The sequence below is a fragment of the Streptomyces sp. enrichment culture genome (genome assembly GCF_964272895.1).
Taxonomy (GTDB): domain Bacteria; phylum Actinomycetota; class Actinomycetes; order Streptomycetales; family Streptomycetaceae; genus Streptomyces.
Genome location: NZ_OZ186832.1, coordinates 4,361,005 through 4,387,410 on the forward strand (window position 1 = coordinate 4,361,005; position 26,406 = coordinate 4,387,410).

The following is a 26,406-nucleotide window of genomic DNA, read 5'->3' on the forward strand; positions in this document are numbered from 1 at the left end:
CGCCCTGTGTCCGCCGCCCAGGACGTGCCGCCGCGCGACTATCAACTGATGCTGCCTGATGGCTGGTTCCGTATCCTGCTCGACCCACGGCATCGCGAGAGATCCGTCAAGGCGCTGGTGAACAAGCGGTTCAGCGGTGCCGACGACGCGCCGAACCTGCGCCGCCAGCTCCAGCAGGAGCTGCTCCACCAGGCCACCAAGGCATACGAAGAAGGAGGCATCGAGCTCTACATCAGCCTGCAGCGTGCCGGTGCCCTGACCATCCCGGCATCCCTGCTCATCACCCTGGTTCCGGCCCGGAACGCGGAGTCGGCGCTCCCCTCCCCGCAGGCCCTCGCCGACGAACTCCAGGGCACCGAAAGCGACGGACGTAGCGTATCCGTCGTGGAACTCGCAGCAGGGACGGCGGTAAGGGTCCGGGTCGACCCCGTGGAAGGGCGCACGCAGGCGACGATCGGTGACGCACTGCCTTCCGTCACGGTGACCTACCAGTTGCGCGTGCCTGGCAGCGAGGCACATCTGCTGCTGTCCTTCTCGACACCGCTGGTGAAGATCGCCGACGCCATGGTGGAGCTTTTCGACGCAGTCGCCGGGTCACTGGTCTGGAAGGAGTGACGTATGACGTCCGATCTGGCCCTCGGAATCGCCCCTTCGCCGCAGTGGGTGCGCCTCCCGGTAGCAGGACACGACGACGCCCGGACCTGGGCCAGAAGCACGATGGACGAGCTGGCCGAGCGGAGCGCCAGGGCGGGATTCGATATCGACCGGCGAGTGCTGCGCAAGGACCTGCGGGCCCGGCTGGAGGACAGCCGGCGGCGCGACCCGGTCGACGCCTTCCTGCTGTATCCAGAGGGATTCGACACGGCCCTCGCGACCCTGGAGCTCGACCTGATCCATCCCGACTCCATGGTTCCGGTCATCACGCTCGACTGGCTTGCCAAGACCTTCAGCGCTGACGACTTCGGTCCACCGCAGATCTCGTTCACCGACCTGCCGATCGGCCGAGCCGTTCGTATCCGCCAGAACTTCGCCGCTGCGGACCCGCCCCCCGGCGGCTCCGGAATTCTCCTGGAGACCCTCACCTACGGAGTCCTCCCGACCGGCACACCGTGCGCACTGATGCTTCTCGTCTCCTGGACGTTCCCCGGGATCTCGGCCCAGATGGAGGAGACGGCGCACGCCATAGCGCAGACGCTCACCGTCGAGCATGGGGGCGGAGCATCGAGAGCGGCGACGACCGGCATCCACGGGAGAGCGGAGAAGTCGGCGCGCAACACGTGAGCGTCCGGCAGGGAGCGTCAGCGTACCGGTAGGGCTGGCGGGGACATACACTCCCGCGTCCGTCCGCGCACCGAGCCGCTCTCCCCCAGGGTGCTGTCCTGCACTGGCGTGTCATGTCGAGTCACTCCTCGCCGGTGCGGAGCGGGATCGGTGTGCCGGGGCGTATGTCGCACCGACGGCATGACGACGAAGTGCGTTTGTTCAAGGACGGCTTCACCCACCGGCTTCCACTCGGCGTCATGGACGTACGGCCAGGACGCCGTCGATCTCTCCGGAGCCGAGGCCGACTCCTTCGACGCCGTCCCTGGACAGCAGTACGGCCACCTCTGTCGGTTCGGACGCCTGACGCTCCCCGCGACGGGGCAGGACGGTCTCGGACACGAGGATCGACGCGCCCAGGTTGAACGTGCCGTCTCCCACGGGTTTGACCGGGAGATAGAGGTCGAGTGCCTTGGCCTCTTGAGCCTGTGCCACGGTTGGGCGGAACCTACGGGCCAGTTCCCGCTTGTACGGGCCGGCCTTGACCGGAGGCGCGTCCTTCGGGATGCGGGTGTATGCGTCTTCCAGGATGGCTTCGACAGCCTCCTCGGTGCCCTGCCGAAGAGGTACCTGGGCCCATTGATCGGGGAGGAGCATGCGGTAGCCCGTGACCGCCACGGTCGCCTGGGTCACGTCAGTCTGTTCAGGCGGGACAGTCTGTTCAGCGGACATCGGCCGGATTCCTGCGATCGAGGTAGAGCATCCCCCCGAAACCGCCGACGCTGGCCGCGACGGCGATCCAGAGGATCCACTCGCCCTGGCCCAGGGCGAAGGCGAGGGCATAGAGCAGATAGAAGGTGAGGGCGATCCTCAGGAACATGCGCTCGCCCGCCAGCTGCGCCCAGATCTCGGGGCGCCGGGCCAGGTGGATCAGGATCCCGGGGGTGACGGAGCACAGCGACCACTCCCAGGTCGGCATGGGGAGCAGTTCCTCGTCGAAGAAGTCTTCGGTGAAGGGGCCGACCATGGAGCGGAAGACCACCAGGATGAAGACGATCTTGACGGCGGCCACGCCGTACGGGAGCCAGTGTGCTGACCGGACACCCTCGTCAGCATGGTCGGCGGGCTGCGGGTCTGTCATCGGCTGGCCCCCTTCACCATCGGGATCCCACGGGTGCCGTCATGCGGCCTTTCATCCTGCTGTATCCGTCGTCCGTAGCGGCATCGCCGAACTTGTTGCTCAGGTCGAGCCCTTCATCGTGCCCTTGATCTGTGGTGCACCCACCACCGACGTGATGTCGTCCTTCCAGACGTCGAGACCCGCGAACTTCTGCGCAATCTCGCCGGTCTCGCTCAGCGGTTGACGGCCTGGATCTCCTGCACCGTGACGGCCTGGTCGTTGCCGAACGTGCCGTCGGGCAGGTCGCCGCCGGCGCCGCCGGTGCCGGTCCAGGTGATGTCCCAGGTGATGGTGGCTTTGAGGGTGAAGGTGCCGTTGCCGGAGGAGCGGAGGTAGCGCAGGCCGCAGGGTGGGGTCCGGTCGGCCTTGCCCTTGGCGTAGGGCTCGCCGATGGAGTCGTCGGGGTTCAGGGCGCATTCGCCGGAGGACGGGTAGGTCTCGGCGTCCGGGGTGCCCGGTTCCAGTTTCAGGGCGACCGGTTTGGCGGTCGTGGTGGCCTGGATGTTGAAGCCGGGGACGTTGAGGGAGGCGGTGGCCTGGACTTGGTCGAAGACGGCCTTGTCGAGCCAGGCCCAGGTGGGGAGGTTGACCTTGGTGGTGCCCTGGGGGGCGAGGCTGACCTCGGTGTCGGGGAGTTGCATGTGCTGGTAGGCGAGGGCCGCGAGGATCTCGGGGTCGATGGCCTGCTCGTACTGGGGTGGCGGGGCTTCGCCGTTGTCGACCCAGAAGGGCAGGTCGTTGCACGAGCTGCGCTTGAGGACGTCGGGCTCGTTCGGGTTCTCGACGGCGGCCCAGAACATGCCCTCGCCGTCCTTGGCGACGTTGTAGTCCTTGTAGCCGGGAGTGTCGGTCCAGCCGTACTCGTCCTCGTAGTGCCGCTGGAGCTCGCTCAGCGCGGCTCCGGCGGTGCCGCCTATGCCGGGGGTGTTCATCTGGCTCTCGATGTCCTCGGACATCTTCTTCTTGAAGTCCTTGGCGCCGAGGTAGGGGGCGTACCAGCAGGGCGGCGGCGTCCAGTTGACGTCGGCGGAGGTCACGTTGCCGCTGCCGCCGCCCTTGGCGACCGAGCCGGAGTAGGTGATGCGGGCGGCGGCGTAGATGCCGGTGCCGTCGCCGCCGCCGCTCGTCTCGGTTCCGCCGCCCTTGCCGAAGTCCACCGGCTCCGCGGCGGCGTGGGGCGCCGCGAGAATCAGGGTGCCGATCGTGAGAGCGAGGGTCGTGCTGCTGCCGACAAGCGTTCGCTGAAGCCTGTTCATCGGCACTGTGCCGCACCCCTCTCGACGAACACCTTGGACGCCTGCCAGAGACCTTCCCGCGCGGGGAACTTGACCATGATGATCTTGTAGTGACCGAAGTCCTTGGGGCTGGGATCGGTCTTCAGGACCTTCCCCGTCTTGACCTCCTTGCCGTAGAACTTCCCGGTGTCCGCGCAGAACGCGACCTCGACGGACCCACCGTTCGGGGCGGATCGCGTGGCGACGTCGTAGTGACGACGGGTGCCGGTCGCGGTCCAGCCGCCCTTGATCCATTCGTTGATCTGGACCTCGCCGTAGTGGAGGCCGTCGCCCACGCCATAGGTCGCCAGGGCGGGGTCCTTGGTCGTGCGCTTGTCCACGCCACGGTAGATGGCGCGGAGGAAGTTCGCGGCGTCGTCCATCGCCGCCGCCTCGTTCTTGTCCGCCGGCCTCTCCCAGTCGAAGACCAGCTTCATGTCGGCCGGCAGGGACAGGTCCACTCCGTCCGGCTGGTCACTCTCCGGTGATGCTGTCGGCTCCGCCGACTTCGTCGGTTCGGTCGTGCCCTGTTCGGCTCCGGCGATCTTGTCGTTGTCGCTGGAGGCGTCGTCGTCACTGCCGCAGGCCGTCAGCAGAAGGGACGCGGCGGCGGCGAGCGCGGCGGCGGTGGGCAAGGTGCGGCGCTTCACAGTGAACTCCCCGTGAGACAGACGTTCAGTCAAGTGCCCTGACGCTATCGGTGGGGCTGGCGGTTTCGCCACTGCGAAGTATGGCGCGAACGTGACCAGTTGCCCCGCATGCCGCCGCGGGGGGGCTCAGCCCTCCTCGGCCTCCAGCACCCTCAGCCCGCGCGCGAACGCGTCGAACTCCTCCATGTTCGCGGTGAGCCAGCCGACGTTGTCGCTGACGCAGCGCAGGATGACGTCGATGCCGAGGGAGTCGAGGCGCCAGGCGTAGTTGACCGAGCAGCAGACGGCACCGGCCTTGGGGGAGACGAAGTAGCGGAGGGAACGCATGCCGCGGCCCAGCCGTTCGACGTCGAAGTCGATGACCTCGGGGTCCTGGAGGGCGCCGGGGGCGTCCTTCTGGACGAGTTCGGCGAGGGTCGCCTCGGTCTCGCCCTCGCTCACGCCGATGTGGACGACGAAGGTGAGGAACTCCCGGCGCGGGTCGGGGAGATAGACGAATGCCTGGTGGACGGGCACCGCCCCCGGCAACAGCTCGGCGGCGGCCTCCAGTTGGCGTGCCAGGGACTTGACGTCGTCCTTGCCCTCCGGTGCGCCCTCGGCCAGGCTCCACACCACCTCTGCCGAACGCCGCGCCCACTTGCGGCGTTCGCGTCCGGCGCCGCGGCCGTCGAGGAGGGGCACGCCGAGCCATACGGTGGGATCGCTGTCCGTGTCGAGAGCGAACTGGATATTCACTCGGTCCTCCAGCGGAAGGTCGTCATGAGGGCGTCGAAGAGCTCGACGAGGATGTCGGCGAAGCCGCCTGCCGGATCGCCGTCGCCGATCGTGGAGAAGCTGACGACGATCCACGAGGCGGTGGTGGTGTCGGTGGAGGGCACCGGCAGGACGTAGTCGACATGGCGGGAGCCCACCTCGACGCCCTTGTCCGGGTTCGGCGGCAGGACGCGCTCCCCGCGGATGCCGGCCGTCTCGTGCACCTGGACGGGCTCGGTGGAGTCGGAGTCGGCGACCAGGCGGGTCATCACCGCCTCGCTGGTCACCCCGTCCCTGAGGGGCGTGTCGACCTTGGAGACGATGAACGAGGCCGACGTCAGGTGCCCGTGCAGCGGCTCCACGGGGAGGTAGAGGTCAAGCCCGTCGCGCCGCTGGGCGTCCTTGACGACACCGTTCAGCCGCCGGTGCAGCTCCATGCGGGCCTCGACGAGCTTGTCCTTCGGTACGTCGGGAGAGAGCCGGCGTGCCGCGTCGTCGACGATCTCCTTGACGGCCTCGGCCGTGCCTTCCCTGAGCGGGATCTTTCCCCAGCCGGGGGGAAGGATGAGCGTGTAGCCGATGGCCGTGGCCGTCTCATTCGCCGGCATCTACTCGATTTCTCCGTTCGGTGGCCGAAAGGGCCAGGACGATCAGGCCGGGCAGCAACGGCGCGGCCAGGACCACCGGGTGATGGTGCATCAGCAGCAGCAGCGGGGCCAGCTGAACCAGTCCGCCGACGACGAAGTGGAACGTGACTCCGGGGCCCCATGCTCCGCGCCGGCGGACGAGGAAGACACCGACGGACAGGGCCAGTACGGCGAGCAGGGGCAGGCCCTGTCCGGGCACCCGCAGGAACGGGCGGAAACCCTCGGGGAGCGCGCCGGAGGAGATGAGGACCGCGCCGACGATGACGACGGCGAGGACGACGAGCGGAGTGATGATGACCGCCCGCAGGACCTTGATCAGTCCGGGGTCGGTCGATTCCGCACCGGCGTGCCCGCCGGTATCCGTATGCGCCGCCACAGTCCCAGTCCTCCGCATTTCCCGCAATTTCCGTTTTTCCCGCGGTCCCCCGTGCCCGAATATTTCCCCGACGCCTGCCAGGACGCCCGCCCGCGTAGAGGCTGAATTCCCGCTCAGTTCCACGCGGATGACGCCTGGGTCACTCCATGGTTCGCTTTGAAATCATTGTACCAATCGGCACTCGGCTTGTGCGGAATGCCCAGTCCGTCGCTCACGGCATTGAGCGTGTCATTGTCGCCGAGCATTTTGTCGCCCCAGTCCACCAGGGCGCCGCCGTAAGTGGCCGCGAGCGCGGTGCCGTAGGCGGCGCCACCGCCGAGCTTCGTCCCGGTGGGCACGCCGTCGCCGAACCTGCTCACATTGCTGCGGATGTTCTGGCCGAGCGCGGCGAGTTCGTCGTCACCGAGGTGCAGGACCTTGGACAGCTTGCTGGGCTGGGGCAGTTCGTGGGACACCTTGCCGATGCGGCCGGCGATGCCCTTGCGCAGCGCGGTCATCTCCGCCCGGACGGCGGCGGCCGCGGCGTCGTCGGTCGCGCTCGCGAGCCGGTTGGCGAGCTGGTTGCGGATCGACTTGGTCGCCGCGAGGGCGTTCTTGAGCTTGGCGGTCCGGCTGACCGTGGAGGCGGCCCGCGTCGCGGTGTTCGCGGCCCGCAGGCCCTTGAGCGCAAGACCGCCGGCCCCCATGGTGACCAGGCCGAACGCATCGAAGGCGAGGTCCATCCAGGTCGATTTCCCGGCCTTCACCAGCAGGAACCGGCCCAGCACCACCGCCAGGCCCAGTCCCAGGACGAGGAGGTTGAGTCCTGGGATGAAGATGGCGACGATCGCGGCGATCGTACCGATCCAACTGAGGACGTCGATGAAGAGCTTCAGGCCGTCCGCGTGCTCCTTGACCCAGCCGATGGTGTCGTCCCAGAGGCTGTCCTCGACCTCGTCGTCGATGGCGTCGAGAATGCGCCGACGCGTCGACAGGGCGTGTGTGTAGCGGTGGTTGATCGCCTTCGTCAGCTGCTTCTTGGCCTCGTCGACGACGTCCTCGTTCTTCTCGTCGGCCTTGGCCTTGTCGAGCGCCTTCTTCGACTCGGTCTGGGCGTACTCCAGTTCGTCCGCCCAGGTGCGCAGATGGCCCTGGACCTTCTTGTAGCGGCCCTTGGTCTTGTCGAAGCGATCGGCCAGTTTCTCCGCCTCTTCCCGCAGGGAATCGGCGTACTTGCCCTTGATGTTCTCGTCCTTGCCGAGCCGGCGCAGCTTGGAGACCTGCCGCTCCAGGGTCTCGGCGATCTTCTTCAGCCTGTCGGCCTCATCGCGTACGGCCTCCGGGTCGCCGGGAACCGGATCGGTCTCGGCTATCGGTGACCAGTCGGTCGGGCGTCGCGCCACAGCCGGTGTCCTCTGTTCCTGCCTCTTGCCGCTTCTTACTTCTTCTTACTTCTTCTTACTTCTTCTTTTTCTTGTTCACTTCCGCGAGTTCCTTGTCGAGCTTCTCGAAGTTCTGGATGGCCTGTTCGGTCAGGCTGCCGACCTTCTCGATGTTCTCCAGGAGTTCCTTGCGGTGGTCGTCCCAGTTGTCCGTGAACTTTTCCATCGCGCCGGAGACCAGATCCGAACCGTACTCGTCCTTCATGCTCTCCTGATGGGCGGAGCACGTGGTGAACTCGTTGCGTACGGTCTTCAGATCCTTCTTGATCGTGTAGAGGTAGTCGTAGTCCACCCCGAGATCGGTCATCGTGCGTCTCCTTCGTACCGGCAGCAGGGACGCTATCGGTCACCCACCCGGTTTCGCCACCGCGGACAGTCGCGCGGTAAGGGGGGTGATTCCGGCAGATCGGGGTCTATGCGGCAATCGATCCGTGGCCATATTGCGCACGGGTGCTCACATTTCCTGCCGATACCGGCCTCGGGACCTCCATGGACGGGTCACTTCGCCTCGTCCGTGGTGATGCGGTCCTCTATTCCGGCATCAGACGCTGATATCCGCAATATCCGTGATATCCGTGCCATCCCTGAAATCCGCAATATCCGTGATCTCCGGATCGGCGAAGGAGACGGTCCGGAGGACGGCCTCCATCAATCCGCAGAACTCGGCCCAGTGGTCCACGGCCGCCGTGAAGAGGGTGAAGACGGCTGTGAACGGGCCTGTGGGGAAGGGGACATGCGCCTGGATCTGGGCGGTGACGAGGTCCGCGGGCTCACCGCTCGCCGTCACCTCCGGGGCGAGCTTCAACTCCCGCCATGTCGCGCACACGACCGCGGGTCCGCAGGGGAGGTCGAGCCAGCGGACGTCGTGGTGCGGATCCGCGGACAGCGTGGCGAGGATGCCCTGGGCCACCACGTCGGCCTCGTCCGCCGACTGGTCCGTGGGGACGGCGGCCACCGTGAACACACACTGGGCGGCACCCTCCGAGAGGTCGTGCCGGGCTATCTCGCCGTCCGGGGTGAGCTCTTCCTCCGACGTGGAGAACAGGCCCAGCGCGGCGTACGAGACACCGTTGCCGGCCATGAGCTCGGCCAGCGCCGAGTAGTACGGGGCCGCGGGGCCCCACACCGACTCGTCCCCTCGGGAGTAGAGCTCGCGGACGAAGGCACCCGCCAACCGCGTCCGCTCCTCGGCGGTGGCGGCGAGGGGGAGCGCGAAGAAGCCGTCGGGGGTGAGGAACCAGATGGGGGGTGGGTCGGAGGGCGCTGAGGGGAGGGGGGTGGTGGGGCCGGTGGGGGAGGTCATGGGGTGGAGGCCGTTTCAGACGGTGGCGGGGGGTGGTCAGAAGTCCTCGGGAAGGAAGTTTTCGATGTCGACCCTTTTCCCGTCGGTCTCCATGGTGATGGTCTGTTCCGAGGCCCCGAAGGCGGACGTGTACCTCCTGGGAAGGAGGATCTCAACACGCAGACGGCCGGTCGGATTTCGCGTGATGATGGGGGTGACGGAATCCGGCATCTCCATCTTCGTGGCGAACTCTGAAACGGTCGTCCGCTGCTGAGGGGTCAAGGACTCCAAGGAGATGAGTTCCCGGGGCGGGGTCAGATAGCGGGTGAGCCGCCTTCTCCGCATACTGGTGAGCCGACACCACGAGCCGTCCTCGAACGTGAGCTTGAAGTCGTTGCCGTCCTTGAAGTCCTTGAGATCGAGGCTACGGAGATCGGCGCGAGGGCACTGCCAGAGCACCTCGTCATCGATGAACTGCATGTCCTTCTTGTTGAACGGAAGCCCGACGACGACCAGCCTGCGATCCGTGACGATCAGGTGTGTGGAGTACCGTTTCTCGTCCGAGCGACCGGGGTCCAGCTGCCAGGGCAGCGTCCGAGCGATCGTGCCTGGCGCGGCCCACATGACCGGAAAGTCGTCGACCTCATCGGCAGGGTCGTCCGGAGTGTCGGCTCCGGGGTGGCCGGCGTGCGGACTGCCGGAGACATTCCCTCCCGCGGCACTGAGTACGGCCATGAAAGCTACGCCGGTCAGCTTGGCGGCACCCTTGAGAGCCTTCAGGGCGGCCGCCTCTCCAGCCGATCGAGCCGTGAAGGTGGGTCCCTCGGGCCAGTTCCGCAGCTCGCCTTGGATGTCGTTGCGTTCCGTGTCACGGAACCAGCGCATACCTCTGACAGGCGCCGCTGCACCGGTGGCGAAACTGACGGGCGCCCGGGAGAGAAGCGTCTCCCCAGCGTCGGGCTGCCAGATGTTCATCGTGGTGCGCCCCTTCTCACACAACTTTCCCATGTGGACAGCGCGGTCGAGGGTCACGACGGTATCCCCGCGGACGGATCGCGAGCGGCCGGGTGGAGGGGGCTGTGTGCTGTCACTCCGCCCCCGCTCCGCTGTCACCCGCCCCCGTTCCGCCGTCACCCGCCCCGCGGAACGCTACTGAGACGCTTCGCTTGTGTGAAAAGAAATGCGCCACTCGCGGCCGGTGCCGCCCCCTCTGTCGGTATCCATGCGTATCCACCCGCCTCCGACCCGCGTGAGCGATTCGTGCAGGGCTCGTGGCCGCCCGGTGACGAAGCCCGCGTCGGCTCCGTCACAGGTCTGTCCGCGGGCGGTAAGGGATCGGCAACAGATTCGCTGACGCACAGGGCGAGGGGTGCGGGAAGCCCTTGTCCTGGGGGGACGGGTGCGTGTCGAGTTGCAGAGGGGGAACGGTGTCCGGGGGGTGGCCGGAGGGCTCGGGCGTGCCTTGAGGGGCTTATGAGCGGCTGATACGGTGCCATGGCTTGACACTCACCCCAGCGCTGACATACCCGCGCAGGACGCGGACGGCGAGCGCGGTGACGGGTGAAGTGTCCGGATTTGCAAAGAATTTGGCAGACTTGGCGGACAACGTCTTGGGTGTACGGGGAGCGGTTGCGTGAAGATCCAAGAGCGTACGGGGGCGGGCGCCGGGCGTTCCGCCGTTCCGGCTCAGCCGTCGGTCGGTGACCGGCTTCCCACGCCGCCTCGCGAGCGCAAACCCGCACTGGCCGCCCTTGCCGTGCTGCTGATCCTGGTGGGTGCGCTGGGCGCGACCATGCTGGTGCTGCGGGCGGGGGACCGGATCGAGGTCGTCAAGGTGACGGACACCATCGAGGCAGGTGAGTCCGTCGGCGACAACGTGACGTCCGTCCTGGTCGCCGAGGACGCGAGCATCAACTACGTGCTGTGGGAGCAGCGGGACACCCTGAAGACGCTCAAGGCCAAGTCCACCATCTACAAGGACACGGTCGTGATGGGGCAGATGTTCGAGGAGGTCGCGAGCCTCCCCGCCGGCAAGGCCGCCGTCGGTGTGGCCCTGAAGGAGGGCCAGTACCCCTCCGACATCAGGGCCGGCCACACCGTCGCCGTCTACAACGTCGACGCCGCCCCCGGCTCCAACAACAACGACGACGACGCCTCCGCGTCCACGTCCTCCGGCGGCCTGCTCGTGGACAACGCCAAGGTCCAGAAGGTGGCCGAGGACAGCGACGCCACCGTGACCACCGGCAACCTGTCCCTGACGCTGCTCGTCGACGAGGCCGACGCCGCCGCCGTCGCCAAGGCGGCCTCCGCGGGCGCCGTCGCCGTCGTGCACGTCCCCGGCAACTGAGAAGGCAGGGCACCACAAGCCATGGCGCTCATCGCTCTCGCCGCCGACAAGGGTTCCCCCGGCGTCACCACCGCGGCCGTCGCCCTCGCGGCGGTCTGGCCGCGCCGCGTCCTGCTGGCCGAGACGGACCCGGCCGGCGGTGACCTGGTGTACCGGTCGGCTGCCGCGCACGGCGGCCCGCTCAACCCGAACACCGGCATGCTGTCGATCGCCGCGACCGCCCGGCGCGGTCTCGTGCCGGACCAGCTCTGGGACCACGTCCAGCCGCTGAGCGGCGGGCTGGAGGTGCTCGTCGGGCTCGGCATAGCCGAACAGGCCGCCGGTCTGGCCGGGTTGTGGCCGACCCTCGGCCGCGCCTTCGCCTCGCTCGGCGACTCGCCCACCGCCCCCGCCGACGTCATCGCCGACTGCGGACGCATCAGCGGCGACACCCCGGCCGTAGAACTGTTCCCGCACGCCGCGCTGGTGCTGCTGATCTCGCGCACCGAGCCCGAGGCCATCGCCCGGGTCCGGGACCGCGCCGCCGCCCTGTCGGCCAAGCTGCACGGCGGCGCCCGGGGGGCCGCGAGCCTCGGTATGCCGCTCATCGGCGTCGTCCTGGTCGCCGACCCGGGCGAGGCCGGCAAGCTCGCGGGCCAGGTCAACGACATGCTGGTGCACGCGCAGACCGGCGCCCGCGTGGTCGGCACCATCGCCGACGACCCGGCCGGCGCCGAGCAGCTCGCCGGGCGCAGGCGCGGCCGGCTGGAGAAGTCGCTGCTCATCCGCTCGGCCCGCAAGGTCACCGCGGACCTCTACCAGAGCTACGGCGCCGCCTGGTCCGTACCCGGCGGGGCCCCGCAGGGAGCCGGCCGATGACCGCTGTCGACCACTCGCTGGTCAAGCGGTTCCGGCAGGACGCCGGTGACCGCATCGCCGAGCAGCGACGACAGGACCAGGCCGCCGGTGTCACGCCGATGTCCGGCGAGGACGAGCGGCACTACGCCCGCGCGGTCATAGCCCAGATCCTGGAGGAGTACGCCCGCCAGGAGATCAACGCGGGGCGTACACCGCTGGACGCCGAGACCGAGGAGCAGTACGCGGCCGCCGTGCACGCCGCCCTGTTCGGCGTCGGCCGGCTCCAGCCGCTGCTGGACGACCCCGAGGTCGAGAACATCGACATCAACGGCTGTGATCAAGTGTTCGTCGGGTACGCCGACGGGCGCGAGGTGCGCGGGGAGCCGGTCGCCGAGACGGACGAGGAGCTCATCGAGCTCATCCAGGTGCTGGGCGCCTACAGCGGTCTGTCCTCCCGGCCGTTCGACTCCGCCAACCCCCAGCTGGACCTGAGGCTGCCGGACGGCTCGCGTCTGTCGGCCGTGATGGACGTGGCCCGGCGGCCGGCCCTCTCCATCCGCCGCGCCCGCATGGGCAAGGTCTTCATCTCCGACCTCGTCGGCAACGGCACCCTCACCCCGGAGATCGGCCACTTCCTGGCCTGCGCGGTGCGCGCCCGCAAGAACATCATGATCGCGGGCGCCACCAACGCCGGAAAGACCACGCTGCTGCGGGCCCTCGCCAACGAGATCCCGCCGCACGAGCGCCTCATCACCGTCGAGCGCGCGCTGGAGCTGGGCCTGGACACCTTCCCGGAACTGCACCCCAACGTGGTGGCGTTCGAGGAGCGGCTGCCCAACTCCGAGGGACAGGGCGCCATTTCGATGGCCGAGCTGGTCCGCCGCTCGCTGCGTATGAACCCCTCGCGGGTCATCGTCGGCGAGGTCCTCGGCGACGAGATCGTGACCATGCTCAACGCGATGTCGCAGGGCAACGACGGCTCGCTGTCCACGATCCACGCCAACAGCTCCAGCGAGGTCTTCAACCGCATCTCCACCTACGCCCTTCAGGCGTCGGAACGGCTGCCCATCGAGGCCAGCCAGATGCTGATCGCGGGCGCGGTGAACTTCGTGGTGTTCATCCAGCGCCGCAACAACTTCCAGAGCGGCGGCCGCCTCCAGCGCATGGTGACCTCCATCCGCGAGGTCAACGGTGTCGACGGACGCGTGCTGTCCAGCGAGGTGTTCGCGGAGGCGCCCGACGGACGGGTCGTGCCGCACGCGCCGATCGCCTGCATCGACGACCTGATCGCGCAGGGCTACCGGCCGAACGGGGCGTGGGGGTGACGTACCAGATGACCATGAACCTCGGGGCGGTGGGCCAACTCGGCTCCATGGGCGGCCTGTTCTCCACGACCGTCCTGTACGCCATCGGCTCCGGCGTCGCCGTCGGCGGCGGGCTCGCGCTGCTCCTCGTCGCCGTACGGGGACTGCCCGCCAAGCCCGAGCACGAGAAGCAGAAGGCGGCCGAGCGGGTGAACGAGCTGATCCGGTTCGCCGGACAGCGCGGCTCGCTCGCCGCCCTCGTCGGCCTCGCCGTGCTGCTGCTCACCCGCTGGGCGGTGGCCGGCATCGCGGCCGGCGTTCTCGTCTTCTTCTGGGACCGCCTCTTCGGCGGCGCCCGCGAGGAGCGTGCCGCCATGCGGCGCGTGGAGGCCCTCGCCTCCTGGACGGAGTCGCTGCGCGACACCATCGCCGGCGCGGTCGGCCTGGAGCAGGCGATCCCCGCCTCCGCCCGGGCCGCGGCGCCCGTGCTGCGCCCGCACCTCGACGCCCTCGTCGACCGGCTGCGCGCCCGCACCCCGCTGCCCGACGCGCTCCAGGTCCTCGCCGACGAGATCGACGACGCCTCCGCCGACATCATCGTCGCCGCGCTCATCCTCAACGCCCGCCTGCGCGGCCCCGGTCTGCGCCAGGTGCTGGGCGCGCTCGCCAAGTCGGCGCGCGAGGAGGTCGACATGCGCCAGCGCGTGATGGCCCAGCGTGCGTCCACGCGCCGCTCGGTGCAGATCGTCGTTGCGGTGTCGATCGCCTTCGTCCTCGGCCTGTCCATCTTCAACCGCGAGTTCGTCGAGCCCTACGGCACCGCCGTCGGCCAGCTCGTCCTCGCCTGCGTCTGCGGCCTGTTCGGCCTCGGCTTCTGGTGGCTGCGCAAGCTGTCGACCATCGAGACGCCCGAGCGGTTCCTGGTGCGCGACGAGTCGTCGGTGCGGTTCGTCAGGCCGCGGACGCCGGTGCCTACGGAGGAGGGGGTACGGCGATGAGCCTCACCATGCCGATCGTCGTCGGCGTGATCTTCGGTCTCGGCGTCTACGCCCTGATCCGCGCCCTCATGCCGAGCAAGCGCAGCGCCGTCGCGCAGGTCGCGCGGATCGACGCGATGCGGGCGCGGGGTGCGGCGTACGAGTCGGCCCGCAGCACGCAGGACACGGGACGTTTCGGTTCCCTGCGCGCCGAAGTGGGCGTCCGGGTCGCCGAGTTCTACCTCCAGCAGGGCTGGGAGCAGCGCTCGCTGCGGGCGGACCTGGCGGTGCTCGACCGCAGCTGGGAGAAGTTCCTGGCGACGAAGGTGCTGCTGGGCACGACCGGCCTGATCTTCGGCCCGTTCCTCTTCGCCGTCGTCTGGACGATGGGTTTCGGCAGCAGCCCGGTCATCCCGGTGTGGCTGGCCCTGCTCTGCGCGGCCGTGTTCTTCTTCCTGCCCGACCTGGAGGTGCGGCGCGACGCCGCCGAGAAGCGCCGGGACCTCAGGCGCGTCATCGGGGCGTACCTCGACCTCGTATCCATGAGCCTCGCGGGCGGCCGCGGTCTGCCCGAGGCGCTGATGGCGGCCGCCGAGGTCTCCGACGGCTGGGCCACGCAGCGCATCCGCAACGCCCTCGCCGACGCCCGGATCACCGGCCTCAGCCAGTGGCAGGCGCTGGGGCAGCTGGGCGAGGAGCTGGGCGTCGAGGAGCTGAAGGACCTCTCGGCCTCCCTCGCCCTGGTGGCGGACGACGGCGCGAAGGTCCGCGAGTCCCTCGCCTCCCGCGCCGAGACCATGCGCCACCGCGAGCTGGCCGAGATCGAGGGCAGCGCGGGCGAGAAGTCGCAGTCGATGCTCGTCGCCCAGCTGCTGCTGTGCGCCGGCTTCCTGGTGTTCCTGATCTTCCCGGCGGCGATGCGGGTGTTCCAGGTGTGACGTGACCGATCGCAACCGCCCCAGCTGATTTGAGAGGAAAGAGAACACTCATGAACGCACGCAAGGACTTCTCGACCGGCATCCCGGCCGTGGACTTCCTCGTCACCTTCCTGCGCGCCCGCGTCGAGCGCGCCCGCTCCGGCGAACTCGACCGCGGCGCCTCCGCCGTGGAGTGGGTCATCATCTCCGCGGTCGTGGTGGCGATCGTCGGCGTGGTGGCGGCCATCATCAACGCCGCGCTGAGCGAGGGCGCCAACAAGGTCGGCGACTGCATCAAGGGCGCGGACGCGGGCAAGACCTGCTGACGGCTGCCGGAACAACGGGGTTGCTGGTGCGCGTACGCCGCTGGATACGCCGCCGGGTGGAGCGTGCTGCCGCCCGCGGCGACTCCGGCATGACCGCGATCGAGTTCGTGCTGCTCACGCCGGTGCTGTTCTTCATGATCTTCGCGACGGTGCAGTTCGCGCTGTACTTCTTCGCCGACCATGTGGCACAGGCGGCGGCCCAGGCGGGCGCCCGCAAGGCCCGCGCCACGGCGGACCAGCAGCCCGGCGGCTGGCGCGGTGAGGCCCGTACGGTGGTCGACTCCTACATCGACCAGCTGGGCCCGCAGCTGGTGCTGTCCCCGGACGTGACGATGCTCCAGCCGGATCCGAACACGGTCGGCGTGGAGATCACCGCGCGCGTGCCGACGGTCTTCCCCGGCCTGGACCTGACGGTGCACGCCGAGTCGTCGGGGCCGGTGGAGCGGTTCGTGCCGGAGGGGGAGAACTGACGGTGAGCGGTAGGGACGAAGGGATGCCTTCCGGGGGCGAGGGACTGGCCTTCTGGGACGAAGGGCTGCCCTCCGGGGATGTGGGACTGGCCTCCGGGGACGAGGGACTGGCCTCCGGGGATGTGGGACTGGCCTCCGGGGACGTGGGACTGGCCTCCTGCGACGAGGGCCTGTCGACGGTCGAGGTCGTGATCCTGGCACCGGTGATGATCCTGTTCATCCTGGTGCTGGTGGCCTTCGGCCAGCTGGTGGACGGCCGCGGCGCGCTCGACGGCGCCGCCCGCGACGCCGCCCGCGCGGGCTCCATCCAGAAGGACCACGCCACGGCGATGGCCGAGGCCCGCAAGGCGGCGGAGGCGAACCTGGACGACGTCTGCTCGGGCCCCGTCACGGTCCGCCAGACGAGCCCCGGCTTCGAACCCGACACCTTCTTCACGGTCGAGGTCAGCTGCGAGGTCCGCGGCCTGGCGATGCTGGGCCTGGACATCCCCACGACCCTGTCGGCGAGCTTCAGCTCACCGCTGGACCCGTTCCGGAGGACGGCGTGAGAACGTGGATCGCTACCCGCCGGGCGATGCTGGACGACCGCGGCTCCGGAGCCGGCGCGGTCATCATCTTCGCCCTCGTCTTCCTGTCCCTGTCCGCCTTCGTGATCGACGGAGGCATGTCCATCTCCAAGCGGGAACGCGCGGCCGACATCGCGGAACAGGCGGCGCGCTACGCCGCCCAGGACATCGACCGCGAGGCGCTCTACGACAACGAGGGCGGCCCGGCCCCCATCAACTACGAGAACTGCGACGCCCGCGTCAGGGCCTTCGCCCGCGAGATGGACATGACCGGCGCGGACATCGCGGCCTCCCACTGCGTGGCGGCGAACGCGGCCCAGGTCGAGGTCGAGATCCAGCTCACGTACTCCCCGGTCTTCACCGGCATGTTCTACGGCGGTGACGTCGTCGTCCGCGGTCAGGCGGTGGCGGAGAACGAGGTGGGCTGACACGACGTTCCTCTTGCTCCCCTGCCCAGCCGACTTCCCCCACCCGGAGGTACGACCCCCATGCGCACGCGCACCACAGCCGCCGCCTACCTGACCACAGCCACCCTCCTCCTGACCGCCTGCGGCGGCTCCGACACCGAGGACAAGGCCAACGACAAGATCGCCGGCGCGGACACGGGCACGACGTCCCCCACCGCGCCGGCACCGGCCTCACCGACGGAGGACGGGATCGACCGGCCGGAGGTGACGTTGCCGGCCGGCGTCGACAACGTCTTCGAGGGGGCGAAGACGGGTGACCCGGTGAAGGACGAGGTCCTCGCGGACAACGAGCGCCGCATCGACGCCGAGAGCGACGCGATCCTGCGAGGTGAGCCGGATTCGAAGGCGCTGAGCTTCTACAGCACCGGTGAAGTCCGCCTCGCCGCCGCCGAATACGTCCAGAGCTTCCTGGACGCCGGTATCAGCTACAAGGGCGACATTCGCTACTACGACTTCAAGGTCAAGCTCCTCTCGGAGGAGACGGCGACCGTCGTGTACTGCGGTGACGAGAGCGGGGCCGTCAACACGGACCGTGAGACCGGGGCGGTGAAGAAGTCCGGCCAGACCAAGCCCGAGGACAACTACGTCCTGTACAACCTGCGGCTGACGAAGAACGCCGAGGGCGTCTGGCAGAACACCGCCGGCCTGGCCAAGCGAGGCTCGGAGGCATGCCGCCCGTGAACACGCAGCACAGGACCCTGGCCGCCCTGACCGCCGCGCTCGCCCTGTCGCTCGTACCGGCCACCGCCCAGGCCATCGGCACCGGCGGAACCGCCACGGGCGGCGACGCCAGCGGGTCCCAGAGCGACGGGAAGATCAGGGCCGAGACGAAGGTCCGGGTGACCACCTCCGGCGGCACGAAGGAGGTCGACACCGGCACTCTGACCTCCACGGACACCAACTGGACGCCGCCGGCGTGCTGGTACGAGCCCGCGTTCTCGCCGAAGCAGGTCAAGACCGCCGTCGACAGCCTGCGCAAGTTCAACCCGTTCGGCATCGGCAACATGGTGGCCGACCTGTACGACGGCTACTTCAAGGACGGCGAGCCCTACAAGAACTACAACCTCGACAAGGAAGGCGAGGGCATGTTCTGGGCGGCCGTCGTCAACCCCAACCGGGAGGACGACCCGGAGGCCCAGTCCTGCGACAAGCCCCCCTTCTGGGTCGACAACGGCGACACCCCCGACGAGCCCCTCGCCGTCACACCGCAGGTGCTCGCCGAGTACGCCTACGACGAACTCCCCGTCCCCGGCACCGAGATCGAGATGCGGCCGACGGGTGAGTCCACGGTCAACCTCCCGACCTGGATCTGGCTGGACAAGGCCAGGTTCAGGAAGATCTCCGTCACCGCCAGCCTCCCCGGCACGGGCCTCTCGGCGACGACGACCGCCGAACCGGTCTCCCTCCGCATCGACCCCGGCACGGCGGACGCCCAGACCCACCCGACCTCCGGCGAGTGCGCGATCAACGCCGACGACAGCATCGGCGAGCCGTACACGCAGGGCAAGGCGGACCGGACCCCGCCCTGTGGCGTCACCTACCTCCGCTCGACGGGCCGGAACGACGCGTACGCCCTGCAAGCCACCGTCACCTGGAGGATCACCTGGACCAGCACGACGGGCGAGGGCGGCCGGCTGCCGGACGGCACGTTCGGCGCGACGCAGGACGTGACCGTACGGGAGATTCAGTCGGTGAACCGCTGAGGCATCCGACAGCACTCCTGACGTTCACCCCGGCTCTGCTTCTCACCGCCCTCGGCGCTTCCGGCTCCGACACCAAGCGCTCCGGCGACAGCGTTCCGCAGAGCCCGAGTCCTGGTCGAGCGACATCGCCGCCGTCCCGGCGGCGGCGCCGTCCTTGAGGAAGGTCACCTCGCGGTCGTAGGAGCGCGTCGTGCCGACGAAGCTCCTGCCCTCGTCGTAGAACGTCTTGACGTACTCCGCCGCCGTGTTCAGGGCGTCACCCGTAACCGATCGCTACCGCAGGTCCTCGCGCCAGAGCCAGGTGCCGTCCGTGTAGAGGGGACCGGCGCCGTCACTTGCCGCCGCCTCCCTCACCCGTGCCGCCTTTCCCGCCCCGCTTGTCCTCGACCTTCATCGCGTCACGGACCTGCTTGGCCAGCTCCTTGTCGAGTTTGGTGAACTCGCGCACGACCGCGTCCGACATGTCCGCGAGGGCGTCGAGCTGCTGGGTGATGTCCTCGCGGCCGTCCTCCCAGTTGGACTCGAAGTCGCCGAGGGCGTCGTTGACGCTGCTGTCGCCGATGTCGTCCTTGTACGACTCGAAGAGCTTCTTGGTGTGGTTCAGGCGGCTCTTGATGGAGCGCAGACTGCTGCCGAAGCCGGCCAGCTCGTCCAGCGGGAGCGAGAGGTCGCTCTTGCCCTTGCCCATGTGCCGTGTCCCCCAAGTGAGTCAGTCGGTCAGACGAAGCGGAACGTGCTCGTCACGGCGTCGAAGATGTCGTGGAAGGCCTCGGCCAGGTCCAGGACCGGGCTGGCGCCGGAGACGAGGACGACCTGGTCGGTGGTGCCCGGGACCGGGATGTACGTCTGGGTCAGCGCCATCCGCAGGGTGCGGCTGTCCCCCTGCGCGACGGGTACGTCCTCCACGCCGTACGTCCGGGCGGCCACACCCACGTCAGGGATGTCGACCGTCGTCACCTTCCGCCACGCGTCGCCCTCCCGGCGCGGTGTGATCGTCCGCAGACTCTCCGCGATGGCCCGGGGGTCGGTGGACAGAGCGACGCCCTGCTTGTTCTTCGCGCCGAGGACGGAGGCCGTGATGGTCGCCGAAAGGGGTACCCCATCGAAGTTCTCCGCCATGCAGCCCAGGTAGATCGCCCCCGACTCGTGGGCGTCCTTGGCCATTCGACGGAGCATCGCGGTCAGCTCGGAACGGTAGGGACCGAGTTCAGGGACGAGACGTACGCGCTCGTCGACGAGCGAGCGCACCGTCGATTCGCGGCCTTCTGGACGAATATCGAATTCCCACCAAGATTGGGGAACCGCGAGTGTGAACCCCAGGCTCCTGTCGCGAGTGGGCTTTCCTTCAGAGAGATTCCGCACCACGCCGGTCCTTCTAGTACGGGGCTTCTGGGAAGCTGTCAGCGCCTTCGAAGAGATAGGCGTAACAGCCCTGGAGGTAGTCATAGAGTTCATCCATCGAATCGAAGTCGATGTCTGTGAGCTGAGCCCATGAGCGGAGATCGAGGAGTCGTTCCTCGATCAGCTGCCGAAAGCTCCGGCGCAGCGATTCCTGCCTCTCGGGGGACCGCTTTCCGAGTCCGTCCCTGATGTGGTCGAGGCGATCGACCACTTCCGCCGAGAAGGCGCCACCCAGAAAAACCTGGAGATCGTCGTCGATGGGATACACGGACCTGCTTCCTAAGGGTGTCGTCCGGGCTGCGGATTCGGATAGATGGTCACGTTTCTCGTGCCGGAGGTGGGATCCGTTCTAAATACGGCTTTGACGGACCCGTCCCTGAAGTCTACCGGGAGGTAATTCAGGTTCCCCGCGGCATCCACGGGGTTGCTCGGGTCCACATAGAACCCGGTGAAGCGGTCGCCGTACTCGGCTCGTCCGAACAGGTCCGACATGGGAAGGTCCACCACATCGTCCCCGGTTGCGGCGGACCGCGACCGGGCCACCCTTTCCGCCTGGATCATGTCCTCGGCGTGGTTGAAGCGAGTCGCGTATGGGCCGCAACGGTGCAGCTTCGGGCTTCCGTTCGCGGCTGGCTCGGAGTCCCAGATCGTTCCCGTCTCCGGGTCCTTGTGCTCCTTCATCTTCAAGTGGCCGTCGTTTTTGAACATGAAGTTGCCGTTGTTGTCCAACTTCGGCACTCCCAGTCGTGCCTTCAGTTGGGCGTCGGTGGCGAAGAGATGCCGCTGGGGGCCATGGCCTTCCGCCTTCAGCTTCATCAGTCGTTTCCATCGTGCCTGCCCGAGTGCCGAGGTATGGGCATGGACCAGGACCTTAGGTTGGAACAGGCTCTTGAGGCCCCCGCCGATCCCCTTCATGAACCCGGCGCCCAGTGCCTTCAGCCCGCCCGCCTTCCACAGCTTGCCCAGCTTGGCGAGGCTGGTGAAGCCCTTGGTGGCGGGTATGCAGTCCAGCACCGCCCAGGCGAGATCCCCCCACCCGGCTGTGCCGTTGAGCATTTTTCTCACCGTATCCGCGAGGACGACGAGCGCCGCCGCGAACACCAGCCACCCCAGCGGACCGCCGATGATCATGACGATGATGCCGACGACGGCGACGACCCACTTGCAGACGGTGACGATCTCGTCCCAGTTGTCGGAGATCCAGTCGCCGATCTCCTCCCACCAGTGCCGGTTGGGGATGCCGGCGTCGGAGGCTTCCTGGAGCTTGGTGACGGTGCGGCGGGCGGCCTCTTCGCGCAGGCCCCGGGCCTGGGCGGCGAGCTTCTTCGCCGCTTCCAGAGCGTTCTGGGCGGACTCGACGTTCCGCTCGGCAGCCTGCCGGCGCTCCTTGGCGTGCTGCGCGTCGCGGGTGGCGCGGCGTACGTCGGCCTCGTCGGGCTTGGGAACGTCCTTGCCGCCGTTCTTCGACGGATCGTAGGAGTCGGCCTTCTCGGTCGCACGGCGCACCCAGTCCTCGGCACCGGACAGCGCGGTCTGGGCGGTGCTCAACTCCTCGCGGGCCTTACGGCCGTCCCGCAGAGCCTTGTCCGCCTTCTCCTGGGCGTCCTGGAGGTCGGGCCAGAAAGACGCGAGCGCGTCGCCCGCCAGGTCGTAGGACTTCCTCAGCTTGCGCAGCTTCTTCGGGGCGTCGCCGAACTCCTCCGCGAAGACCTCGGCCGTCTTGCCCGCCCACGAGAGGATCTCGTCCTCCTTGGCTATGCCCTTGAGGTCACGCAGGGCCTCGCCCACGTCGTCCGCGAAGTCGTGCAAGGCGCCCGCGAGTTGGCGGATGCGCTGCGGGTCGCCCGGGGTCGGGTCCCTCTCCAGGTCGAGTACGTGCCAGTCGGTCGGCCTGTGGGACACCGCGTTTACCCCCGTAACGCTGCGATCGCGCAAGAGAACTTCTATGAATCTATCCTGTGGCCGGATATCGACCAGGCGAGCGGCCTACGGTGTGACAGACGTGACGAGCCGAGGCCCGGTTGCAGCTGTGGTCGGACGAAGTGAGCAGGTCGGTGGCACGCGCGCATGGACTTCACGTTCTCCCCGGCCGAGAACCAGCCACCGCCGCCCAGCGGCTTCGACCTGGGGCGTGTGCGCGTTCGCGGCAGCGAGGGAGGAAGCCGGGCGAGTGAAGGGCGGTCGGGCCGAGACGAGTCATGAGGGCGTGCTCGGGGACCGGTCGACCAAGAAGGACCTTGCCGACGCCCTCTTCAGAGGCGCCGACACCTTCGCCCAGGCACCCCTTCGTCACCTCCCACCCGTCGACGCCGGCCGGGAGGACCTGGAGGCCGCGTTGGCCGAGTTCGAGCGCTTCCCTCGGCGCGATCGACAGGGGGGCGGGGCTGTCGTGAGGACGGAGGAATTCCTGTTTGATCGACGAGGGGATGCTCAGGGTGCCGAAGAGCGGGCTCGACAGCCTGGGTGGCAAGATCTTCAACGGGCCGAGTGACGAGCTCGCCGAGTTCATCAGACACCACCGCTCCGGCGGTGCCATGCATGGTCACTAAATGGTGGAGGGGCCCATGCTCAGAAATGTCAGACGGTTCCTGAAGGGTGCGGGCCTGATTTCTTCGGGCACCAGGTGGCGATCTACTCGGATCGCGCTGCAGAACTCTTCAACCGTTCCGTCCATCGCGTGGTAGGGCCAACCTCATGACCGCAGAATTCCTGATCCGCCTCGACGAGGAGATGCTCGAGTACTTCCGCGAGATGGTGGACGTGCTCGTCGGGAACTGCGGCATCCCCCGCGCCGAGGCCGTGGCGAGAATCAACGACAGGTACGGGCGAAAGGAGATGGACACCCTGGAGCAGAACCTCATGACGCACGAGCTCCCGGAGTTCTGGGCCTATGGCGCGTACTACAGCCCTGACGACCAGGACCGTCTCCCGACCGGCGACCCGCACGCGGATGAGGGAATCGACTTCTCCCGCCTGCCGGTCCGGCCGGCGCCGCCAGAGAACTCGCCCTGCTGGACCGTCGGCGACTGACTCCGCCCGTCGGGGCGCTCGGCCGGCCAGAGGGTGCCGGGAGCACGCAGTATCTTGCCCGGAATGCCCATTTCCTGAGGGGAACGTCGTCTTGCACCTGGTCATCACGTCACAGAAGCCCGGAACGCTCGACCGGTGGCAGCGTGTCTTCGAGGGCTGCGCCGACGTCTCCTGTCAGAGGGGTCTGCGCTCCGAGACTCCGGTCGACGCGGTCCTCATGGCCGGCCTCTTCGCCCACGGTCGGTACGGCGGTCGTCCCCGTTTCTCGGAAGCCGAGATCCGGGATAACCTCCGGGGCGACGGCTGGCCCGCTCTCGTCGTTGTCCCTCCCACAAGGCCCATGGCGAAGGACTCCCAGGGAAACATGGCGGTTCACCCGGACTACGCGGACATCCAGCCGGCCTATTTCGCCGCCACCCGCTGCTTTCAGGCGATCGCGGAATGGAACGACACGCACGAGGTGCCCATCTCCAGCGTCGAGATCAACCTCGGGCTGATGAACATGGACAGCCCTGTGGACGATTCCAGCGCGCGTGCCTTCAGGGAGGCTTTCGGGGAGTACCGCGAGCGCATGAGGGTGACTTGCGTCGGGCACCCCTCGCGCGAAGCAGGCTCCGGTCCCCTGGAGTTCACGTTCTCCGTGGCCGAGAACCAGCCACCGCCTCCCAGCGGCTTCGACCTGGGGCACGTGCGCGTGCGCGGCAGCGAGGGGGAAGTGAGTTCACGGGAGCGGGCTCCGGATCAGGCGATGATGATCCATCTCTCGGTCACGCTGCTGCTGGACGGCGTGAGGAGCTTCCTGGCCGGCCGTGACCGCGTCTGCGAGTCCGCCGCGGTCGATTCCTCGTTCTCGTTGAAGTTCGCCCGCAGCAAAGGTGGTTGGGTGGAGACGAGTCATGCAGGCGTACTTGTCGACCGGTCGACCGAGAAGGATCTCGCCGACGCCCTCTTCCGGGGCGCCGACGCCTTCGCCCGGGCGACCCTTCCTCACCTCCCACCCGACGATGCCGGCCGGGAGGACCTGGAGGCCGCGTTGGCCGAGTTCGAGGGCTTCCTCGGTGCGATCGACGGGAGAGTGGGACCGTGGTGAGGACTGAGGAATTCCTCGTGGATCTCGACGAGGGGATGCTTGACTATTTCCGGGAGATTGCCGACGTGCTGGTCAGCCGGTTTGATGTCTCCCGCGCTGAAGCAGTGGCCAGGATCAACGCGTCCTTCGAAGGAATGGCGCTCGATCCCTATCCCGATCTCATGTGCCACGAGTTGCCTGAGTACTGGGCCTACGGCCTCTACTTCGAGCCTCGGGACGGGCAGTTGCCGTACAGCGGTCCCTGCGAGGATCTCTCCCGGTGGGACGTGCGGCCGGCACCGCCCGCGGGCTCCCGGGTATGGACGCTGGAGGCGCAGTGATCGTCGTTCCCCGCCTTCTGGCCGACCTGCTTGAACAGGTCGATGACACCCGTGCCGCCCACCTGGCCCTGGACTTCGCCGACCACGTCCTCGACCTCCAGCGGGACGAGATCGCGGCGCCTGTGTCGGCTGCGTGCAGGGAGTTGGTCGCGGCGGCCCATGAGGCGATCGACCTCGGCGAGGGCCATCCGCGGCTGTTCACAGCACAGGAGCGGCTCTTGGAGGTTGCCGCGCGGTGGGAGGGCAATCGGCATGTGCTCGCTCCAGGTGCGGGGCTGGTTCTCGACGCCGCGCGGGTCGGCACCCAGCGCATGGTGGAGGAGGAGGCCGGATACCAGCCGGGCAGCCTGCTGCGTTGCCTCGACATCGCCCGTAAGTGCCAGGCGAAGGCCGGGCGCTGGCACGCGCAACGGTGCTCCGACGGCGCCGACGAACGGCTTGCCGCCTGCCGCGCCCGCTGGGAGGAGGCGCGCTGGCAGGTCCAGCACCTCATCGCCACGGAACCGACTCCCGGCGGCGTGCGGCATGACTAAGCACGTCACCCCGATGACCGAAGTGGCGCTCGCCCGCGCCGTGTTCGCGCCGCTCGGCGGAATCGTGGAGGTCGGTGCGGTGAACGCCACCGGCACCTGGCGGCTCGCCGATGTCTCCGTCCACGACTTCCTGGCTCACCGACGGGCCGATGTGGAGCGCCTGCTCAAGGGCATCCGCTCGGTCTGCCGCTTCGGCGACGACGCGATGGCCGTCGTGGATGAGCTGGGGTGGCTTCGCGACCACGAGGTGCCCGCCGCCCACCTGCTGCTCTGGTCGGCGGGTGTCACCGGCGTGCCCCGGCCCCTGTCGCAGCTCGAAGAGCCGTCGGCGGTGCGGCGGATGTGCCGCATGGCGGCGGATCTGCAACTGACCGCGCTCCTCCAGGCGTTGATCACGGCGGCCATCGCCGCAGGTACGGACGCCGGGCACGGGGCGCCCAGGATCGCCGCCATCCTCACGACCGCCTGCGGCCTGGCCGACCCGGCGGGCGGATGCGGCCCGGACGCCGCGCTCAGGATATGGCGGGTCGCCCACCTGCCCGGGATCCTCAGCCCTGCCTCCGACGCGCCCGAGACCGGCAGGGCGGGATTCCGTGCGTACGACCGGATGCTGGAGGAGCTGATCATGTGACGTCCGCCTGGGACTGGGACCGCGGCGAGGGCCTGCTCGCGCTCGACGACCCCGAGGCGTGGGACGCCGCGTACGAGAGCGGTCGTGACCACCTCGGTACGGCGGTGATCGGGCTGGCGTTGAACTGCCCGCCGGCGGAGGCGGCGCCGCGGATCCTCAGGGCGATGCGGCTGCCGGACGCCGGTCGGCGGGGGTCCGCGTTCACGGCGGCGGGGCACGTGGCCCGGCTCAACGGGGAGCTGACCCCCGAGCTGTACGACGCCCTGCGTGCCGTGGGCTGTGCGGGGCAAGGTGGGGAGCTGGTGGCTCAGCCTCTCGTACGCCGCCGAGGACGCCCGGCGGGCCCTGCGCCGGAGCCGCTCATGAACGCGTCGGCCCCGCGCACGGTCTTCGTCCCGCGCGGGACGGCCGGGGGCCGGGGTCCGGCGGCTGGCGGCGCTGGAGGAGCTGGAGGAGCTGGAGGAACTGGAGGAGTGGAGCGGGTGGTCCGTCACCGTGCCGCCTCCCGCGTGAAGATCCTGCACAGACACCACCCCCGCAGGCAGGGCAAACCGGACCTAACGAACAGCAAGTGATGAAGCGGCGGTTGTGCTTCCGGTTACGGAGTTCTGCGCCGACAACCCGATTCATAAGATCTCGGTAGG

35 protein-coding genes are annotated in these 26,406 nt (G+C 68.6%); 20 read left to right on the top strand and 15 right to left on the bottom strand.

What is annotated here, in order from left to right:
* The first annotated feature begins 6 nt into the window (after positions 1-6).
* Positions 7-615: a hypothetical protein gene (locus tag ACSU6M_RS19745; RefSeq protein ID WP_437071070.1), complete on the top strand. Its 609-nt coding sequence runs from the start codon at positions 7-9 to the stop codon at positions 613-615.
* A 3-nt stretch (positions 616-618) separates the two neighbouring features.
* Entirely contained in the window at positions 619-1,281 is a 663-nt protein-coding gene (locus tag ACSU6M_RS19750; protein WP_437071071.1) for a hypothetical protein, read from the top strand.
* Between the two features lie 237 nt (positions 1,282-1,518).
* Here ACSU6M_RS19750 and ACSU6M_RS19755 read toward each other — a convergent pair whose 3' ends face one another.
* From ACSU6M_RS19755 to ACSU6M_RS19805, 11 genes are all read right to left on the bottom strand, one after another.
* Positions 1,519-1,992, bottom strand: coding sequence for a hypothetical protein (locus tag ACSU6M_RS19755; protein ID WP_437071072.1), 474 nt, complete (start codon positions 1,990-1,992; stop codon positions 1,519-1,521).
* Positions 1,982-2,401 (bottom strand): hypothetical protein, encoded by a 420-nt coding sequence (locus tag ACSU6M_RS19760; RefSeq protein ID WP_437071073.1) that lies wholly within the window; start codon positions 2,399-2,401, stop codon positions 1,982-1,984. The genes ACSU6M_RS19755 and ACSU6M_RS19760 overlap by 11 nt, the downstream gene beginning before the upstream one ends.
* Before the next feature lie 212 nt (positions 2,402-2,613).
* Positions 2,614-3,696, bottom strand: coding sequence for a hypothetical protein (locus ACSU6M_RS19765; protein WP_437071074.1), 1,083 nt, complete (start codon positions 3,694-3,696; stop codon positions 2,614-2,616).
* Positions 3,693-4,364 carry a hypothetical protein gene (locus ACSU6M_RS19770; RefSeq protein WP_437071075.1) on the bottom strand — a complete coding sequence of 224 codons (672 nt, stop codon included), beginning with the start codon at positions 4,362-4,364 and terminating at the stop codon, positions 3,693-3,695. The genes ACSU6M_RS19765 and ACSU6M_RS19770 overlap by 4 nt, the downstream gene beginning before the upstream one ends.
* A gap of 126 nt (positions 4,365-4,490) precedes the next feature.
* Complete coding sequence (locus ACSU6M_RS19775; protein ID WP_437071076.1) at positions 4,491-5,099, bottom strand: hypothetical protein; 609 nt, start codon at positions 5,097-5,099, stop codon at positions 4,491-4,493.
* A complete protein-coding gene (locus tag ACSU6M_RS19780; protein WP_437071077.1) occupies positions 5,096-5,725 on the bottom strand; it encodes a hypothetical protein in 630 nt (209 codons plus the stop codon). Before ACSU6M_RS19780 ends, ACSU6M_RS19775 begins: the two co-directional genes overlap by 4 nt.
* The gene (locus ACSU6M_RS19785; RefSeq protein WP_437071078.1) at positions 5,712-6,140 is read right to left on the bottom strand and encodes a hypothetical protein; all 429 of its coding nucleotides are present in this window, start codon (positions 6,138-6,140) and stop codon (positions 5,712-5,714) included. The genes ACSU6M_RS19780 and ACSU6M_RS19785 overlap by 14 nt, the downstream gene beginning before the upstream one ends.
* A gap of 113 nt (positions 6,141-6,253) precedes the next feature.
* The gene (locus ACSU6M_RS19790) at positions 6,254-7,522 is read right to left on the bottom strand and encodes a putative T7SS-secreted protein (protein ID WP_437071079.1); all 1,269 of its coding nucleotides are present in this window, start codon (positions 7,520-7,522) and stop codon (positions 6,254-6,256) included.
* 55 nt (positions 7,523-7,577) lie between these two features.
* On the bottom strand, positions 7,578-7,868 hold the full coding sequence (locus ACSU6M_RS19795; protein ID WP_437071080.1) for a hypothetical protein: 291 nt from the start codon (positions 7,866-7,868) through the stop codon (positions 7,578-7,580).
* Positions 7,869-8,102: 234 nt separating this feature from the next.
* A complete protein-coding gene (locus ACSU6M_RS19800) occupies positions 8,103-8,864 on the bottom strand; it encodes a hypothetical protein (RefSeq protein WP_437071081.1) in 762 nt (253 codons plus the stop codon).
* Between the two features lie 36 nt (positions 8,865-8,900).
* Positions 8,901-9,875 carry a hypothetical protein gene (locus tag ACSU6M_RS19805; RefSeq protein ID WP_437071082.1) on the bottom strand — a complete coding sequence of 325 codons (975 nt, stop codon included), beginning with the start codon at positions 9,873-9,875 and terminating at the stop codon, positions 8,901-8,903.
* Between the two features lie 601 nt (positions 9,876-10,476).
* Here ACSU6M_RS19805 and ACSU6M_RS19810 point away from each other — a divergent pair.
* The 11 genes from ACSU6M_RS19810 to ACSU6M_RS19860 are packed head-to-tail and all read left to right on the top strand — an operon-like array spanning position 10,477 to position 18,757.
* Positions 10,477-11,190, top strand: coding sequence for a hypothetical protein (locus tag ACSU6M_RS19810; protein WP_437071083.1), 714 nt, complete (start codon positions 10,477-10,479; stop codon positions 11,188-11,190).
* 21 nt (positions 11,191-11,211) lie between these two features.
* Complete coding sequence (locus ACSU6M_RS19815) at positions 11,212-12,048, top strand: hypothetical protein (RefSeq protein WP_437071084.1); 837 nt, start codon at positions 11,212-11,214, stop codon at positions 12,046-12,048.
* Complete coding sequence (locus tag ACSU6M_RS19820) at positions 12,045-13,352, top strand: CpaF family protein (protein ID WP_437071085.1); 1,308 nt, start codon at positions 12,045-12,047, stop codon at positions 13,350-13,352. The genes ACSU6M_RS19815 and ACSU6M_RS19820 overlap by 4 nt, the downstream gene beginning before the upstream one ends.
* A 47-nt stretch (positions 13,353-13,399) precedes the next feature.
* The gene (locus tag ACSU6M_RS19825; RefSeq protein WP_437075240.1) at positions 13,400-14,329 is read left to right on the top strand and encodes a type II secretion system F family protein; all 930 of its coding nucleotides are present in this window, start codon (positions 13,400-13,402) and stop codon (positions 14,327-14,329) included.
* Positions 14,326-15,246 (top strand): type II secretion system F family protein, encoded by a 921-nt coding sequence (locus tag ACSU6M_RS19830; RefSeq protein ID WP_437071086.1) that lies wholly within the window; start codon positions 14,326-14,328, stop codon positions 15,244-15,246. Before ACSU6M_RS19825 ends, ACSU6M_RS19830 begins: the two co-directional genes overlap by 4 nt.
* Before the next feature lie 50 nt (positions 15,247-15,296).
* On the top strand, positions 15,297-15,551 hold the full coding sequence (locus tag ACSU6M_RS19835) for a hypothetical protein (RefSeq protein WP_437071087.1): 255 nt from the start codon (positions 15,297-15,299) through the stop codon (positions 15,549-15,551).
* Between the two features lie 20 nt (positions 15,552-15,571).
* Positions 15,572-16,021 carry a TadE family protein gene (locus ACSU6M_RS19840; RefSeq protein WP_437071088.1) on the top strand — a complete coding sequence of 150 codons (450 nt, stop codon included), beginning with the start codon at positions 15,572-15,574 and terminating at the stop codon, positions 16,019-16,021.
* A gap of 23 nt (positions 16,022-16,044) precedes the next feature.
* Positions 16,045-16,569, top strand: coding sequence for a TadE/TadG family type IV pilus assembly protein (locus ACSU6M_RS19845; RefSeq protein WP_437071089.1), 525 nt, complete (start codon positions 16,045-16,047; stop codon positions 16,567-16,569).
* 26 nt (positions 16,570-16,595) lie between these two features.
* Complete coding sequence (locus ACSU6M_RS19850) at positions 16,596-17,015, top strand: pilus assembly protein TadG-related protein (RefSeq protein WP_437075242.1); 420 nt, start codon at positions 16,596-16,598, stop codon at positions 17,013-17,015.
* A gap of 60 nt (positions 17,016-17,075) precedes the next feature.
* Positions 17,076-17,735: a hypothetical protein gene (locus tag ACSU6M_RS19855; protein ID WP_437071090.1), complete on the top strand. Its 660-nt coding sequence runs from the start codon at positions 17,076-17,078 to the stop codon at positions 17,733-17,735.
* Positions 17,723-18,757, top strand: coding sequence for a hypothetical protein (locus ACSU6M_RS19860; protein ID WP_437071091.1), 1,035 nt, complete (start codon positions 17,723-17,725; stop codon positions 18,755-18,757). Before ACSU6M_RS19855 ends, ACSU6M_RS19860 begins: the two co-directional genes overlap by 13 nt.
* Before the next feature lie 331 nt (positions 18,758-19,088).
* Here ACSU6M_RS19860 and ACSU6M_RS19865 read toward each other — a convergent pair whose 3' ends face one another.
* From ACSU6M_RS19865 to ACSU6M_RS19880, 4 genes are read right to left on the bottom strand one after another with little or no spacing between them, the layout of a single operon-like run.
* Entirely contained in the window at positions 19,089-19,445 is a 357-nt protein-coding gene (locus tag ACSU6M_RS19865) for a hypothetical protein (RefSeq protein ID WP_437071092.1), read from the bottom strand.
* Between the two features lie 29 nt (positions 19,446-19,474).
* Positions 19,475-20,077, bottom strand: coding sequence for a hypothetical protein (locus ACSU6M_RS19870; RefSeq protein ID WP_437075244.1), 603 nt, complete (start codon positions 20,075-20,077; stop codon positions 19,475-19,477).
* 55 nt (positions 20,078-20,132) lie between these two features.
* The gene (locus ACSU6M_RS19875; RefSeq protein WP_437071093.1) at positions 20,133-20,426 is read right to left on the bottom strand and encodes a hypothetical protein; all 294 of its coding nucleotides are present in this window, start codon (positions 20,424-20,426) and stop codon (positions 20,133-20,135) included.
* Positions 20,427-20,437: 11 nt separating this feature from the next.
* Entirely contained in the window at positions 20,438-22,060 is a 1,623-nt protein-coding gene (locus tag ACSU6M_RS19880; protein WP_437075246.1) for a putative T7SS-secreted protein, read from the bottom strand.
* A gap of 509 nt (positions 22,061-22,569) precedes the next feature.
* On the opposite strand from ACSU6M_RS19880, the gene ACSU6M_RS19885 reads away from it, so the two are divergent.
* From ACSU6M_RS19885 to ACSU6M_RS19915, 7 genes are all read left to right on the top strand, one after another.
* Positions 22,570-22,707, top strand: coding sequence for a hypothetical protein (locus tag ACSU6M_RS19885; RefSeq protein ID WP_437071094.1), 138 nt, complete (start codon positions 22,570-22,572; stop codon positions 22,705-22,707).
* A gap of 145 nt (positions 22,708-22,852) precedes the next feature.
* Positions 22,853-23,188: a hypothetical protein gene (locus ACSU6M_RS19890; protein ID WP_437071095.1), complete on the top strand. Its 336-nt coding sequence runs from the start codon at positions 22,853-22,855 to the stop codon at positions 23,186-23,188.
* Positions 23,189-23,279: 91 nt separating this feature from the next.
* The gene (locus tag ACSU6M_RS19895; RefSeq protein ID WP_437071096.1) at positions 23,280-24,278 is read left to right on the top strand and encodes a hypothetical protein; all 999 of its coding nucleotides are present in this window, start codon (positions 23,280-23,282) and stop codon (positions 24,276-24,278) included.
* Between the two features lie 17 nt (positions 24,279-24,295).
* A complete protein-coding gene (locus ACSU6M_RS19900; protein WP_437071097.1) occupies positions 24,296-24,598 on the top strand; it encodes a hypothetical protein in 303 nt (100 codons plus the stop codon).
* Positions 24,595-25,131 carry a hypothetical protein gene (locus ACSU6M_RS19905; protein ID WP_437071098.1) on the top strand — a complete coding sequence of 179 codons (537 nt, stop codon included), beginning with the start codon at positions 24,595-24,597 and terminating at the stop codon, positions 25,129-25,131. The genes ACSU6M_RS19900 and ACSU6M_RS19905 overlap by 4 nt, the downstream gene beginning before the upstream one ends.
* Positions 25,124-25,762 carry a hypothetical protein gene (locus ACSU6M_RS19910; protein ID WP_437071099.1) on the top strand — a complete coding sequence of 213 codons (639 nt, stop codon included), beginning with the start codon at positions 25,124-25,126 and terminating at the stop codon, positions 25,760-25,762. Before ACSU6M_RS19905 ends, ACSU6M_RS19910 begins: the two co-directional genes overlap by 8 nt.
* Positions 25,759-26,337 (top strand): hypothetical protein, encoded by a 579-nt coding sequence (locus ACSU6M_RS19915; protein WP_437071100.1) that lies wholly within the window; start codon positions 25,759-25,761, stop codon positions 26,335-26,337. The genes ACSU6M_RS19910 and ACSU6M_RS19915 overlap by 4 nt, the downstream gene beginning before the upstream one ends.
* The last annotated feature ends 69 nt before the right edge of the window (positions 26,338-26,406 follow it).

Bases quoted from the DNA above. Each gene is read 5' to 3' on its own strand.
- ACSU6M_RS19820 (WP_437071085.1), top strand. From the start codon at position 12,045: ATGACCGCTGTCGACCACTCGCTGGTCAAGCGGTTCCGGCAGGACGCC.
- ACSU6M_RS19860 (WP_437071091.1), top strand. From the start codon at position 17,723: ATGCCGCCCGTGAACACGCAGCACAGGACCCTGGCCGCCCTGACCGCC.
- ACSU6M_RS19850 (WP_437075242.1), top strand. From the start codon at position 16,596: ATGCTGGACGACCGCGGCTCCGGAGCCGGCGCGGTCATCATCTTCGCC.
- ACSU6M_RS19795 (WP_437071080.1), bottom strand. From the start codon at position 7,868: ATGACCGATCTCGGGGTGGACTACGACTACCTCTACACGATCAAGAAG.
- ACSU6M_RS19765 (WP_437071074.1), bottom strand. From the start codon at position 3,696: ATGAACAGGCTTCAGCGAACGCTTGTCGGCAGCAGCACGACCCTCGCT.
- ACSU6M_RS19855 (WP_437071090.1), top strand. From the start codon at position 17,076: ATGCGCACGCGCACCACAGCCGCCGCCTACCTGACCACAGCCACCCTC.
- ACSU6M_RS19835 (WP_437071087.1), top strand. From the start codon at position 15,297: ATGAACGCACGCAAGGACTTCTCGACCGGCATCCCGGCCGTGGACTTC.
- ACSU6M_RS19755 (WP_437071072.1), bottom strand. From the start codon at position 1,992: ATGTCCGCTGAACAGACTGTCCCGCCTGAACAGACTGACGTGACCCAG.
- ACSU6M_RS19800 (WP_437071081.1), bottom strand. From the start codon at position 8,864: ATGACCTCCCCCACCGGCCCCACCACCCCCCTCCCCTCAGCGCCCTCC.
- ACSU6M_RS19815 (WP_437071084.1), top strand. From the start codon at position 11,212: ATGGCGCTCATCGCTCTCGCCGCCGACAAGGGTTCCCCCGGCGTCACC.
- ACSU6M_RS19825 (WP_437075240.1), top strand. From the start codon at position 13,400: ATGGGCGGCCTGTTCTCCACGACCGTCCTGTACGCCATCGGCTCCGGC.
- ACSU6M_RS19830 (WP_437071086.1), top strand. From the start codon at position 14,326: ATGAGCCTCACCATGCCGATCGTCGTCGGCGTGATCTTCGGTCTCGGC.
- ACSU6M_RS19890 (WP_437071095.1), top strand. From the start codon at position 22,853: ATGACCGCAGAATTCCTGATCCGCCTCGACGAGGAGATGCTCGAGTAC.
- ACSU6M_RS19760 (WP_437071073.1), bottom strand. From the start codon at position 2,401: ATGACAGACCCGCAGCCCGCCGACCATGCTGACGAGGGTGTCCGGTCA.
- ACSU6M_RS19780 (WP_437071077.1), bottom strand. From the start codon at position 5,725: ATGCCGGCGAATGAGACGGCCACGGCCATCGGCTACACGCTCATCCTT.
- ACSU6M_RS19910 (WP_437071099.1), top strand. From the start codon at position 25,124: ATGACTAAGCACGTCACCCCGATGACCGAAGTGGCGCTCGCCCGCGCC.
- ACSU6M_RS19750 (WP_437071071.1), top strand. From the start codon at position 619: ATGACGTCCGATCTGGCCCTCGGAATCGCCCCTTCGCCGCAGTGGGTG.
- ACSU6M_RS19845 (WP_437071089.1), top strand. From the start codon at position 16,045: ATGCCTTCCGGGGGCGAGGGACTGGCCTTCTGGGACGAAGGGCTGCCC.
- ACSU6M_RS19865 (WP_437071092.1), bottom strand. From the start codon at position 19,445: ATGGGCAAGGGCAAGAGCGACCTCTCGCTCCCGCTGGACGAGCTGGCC.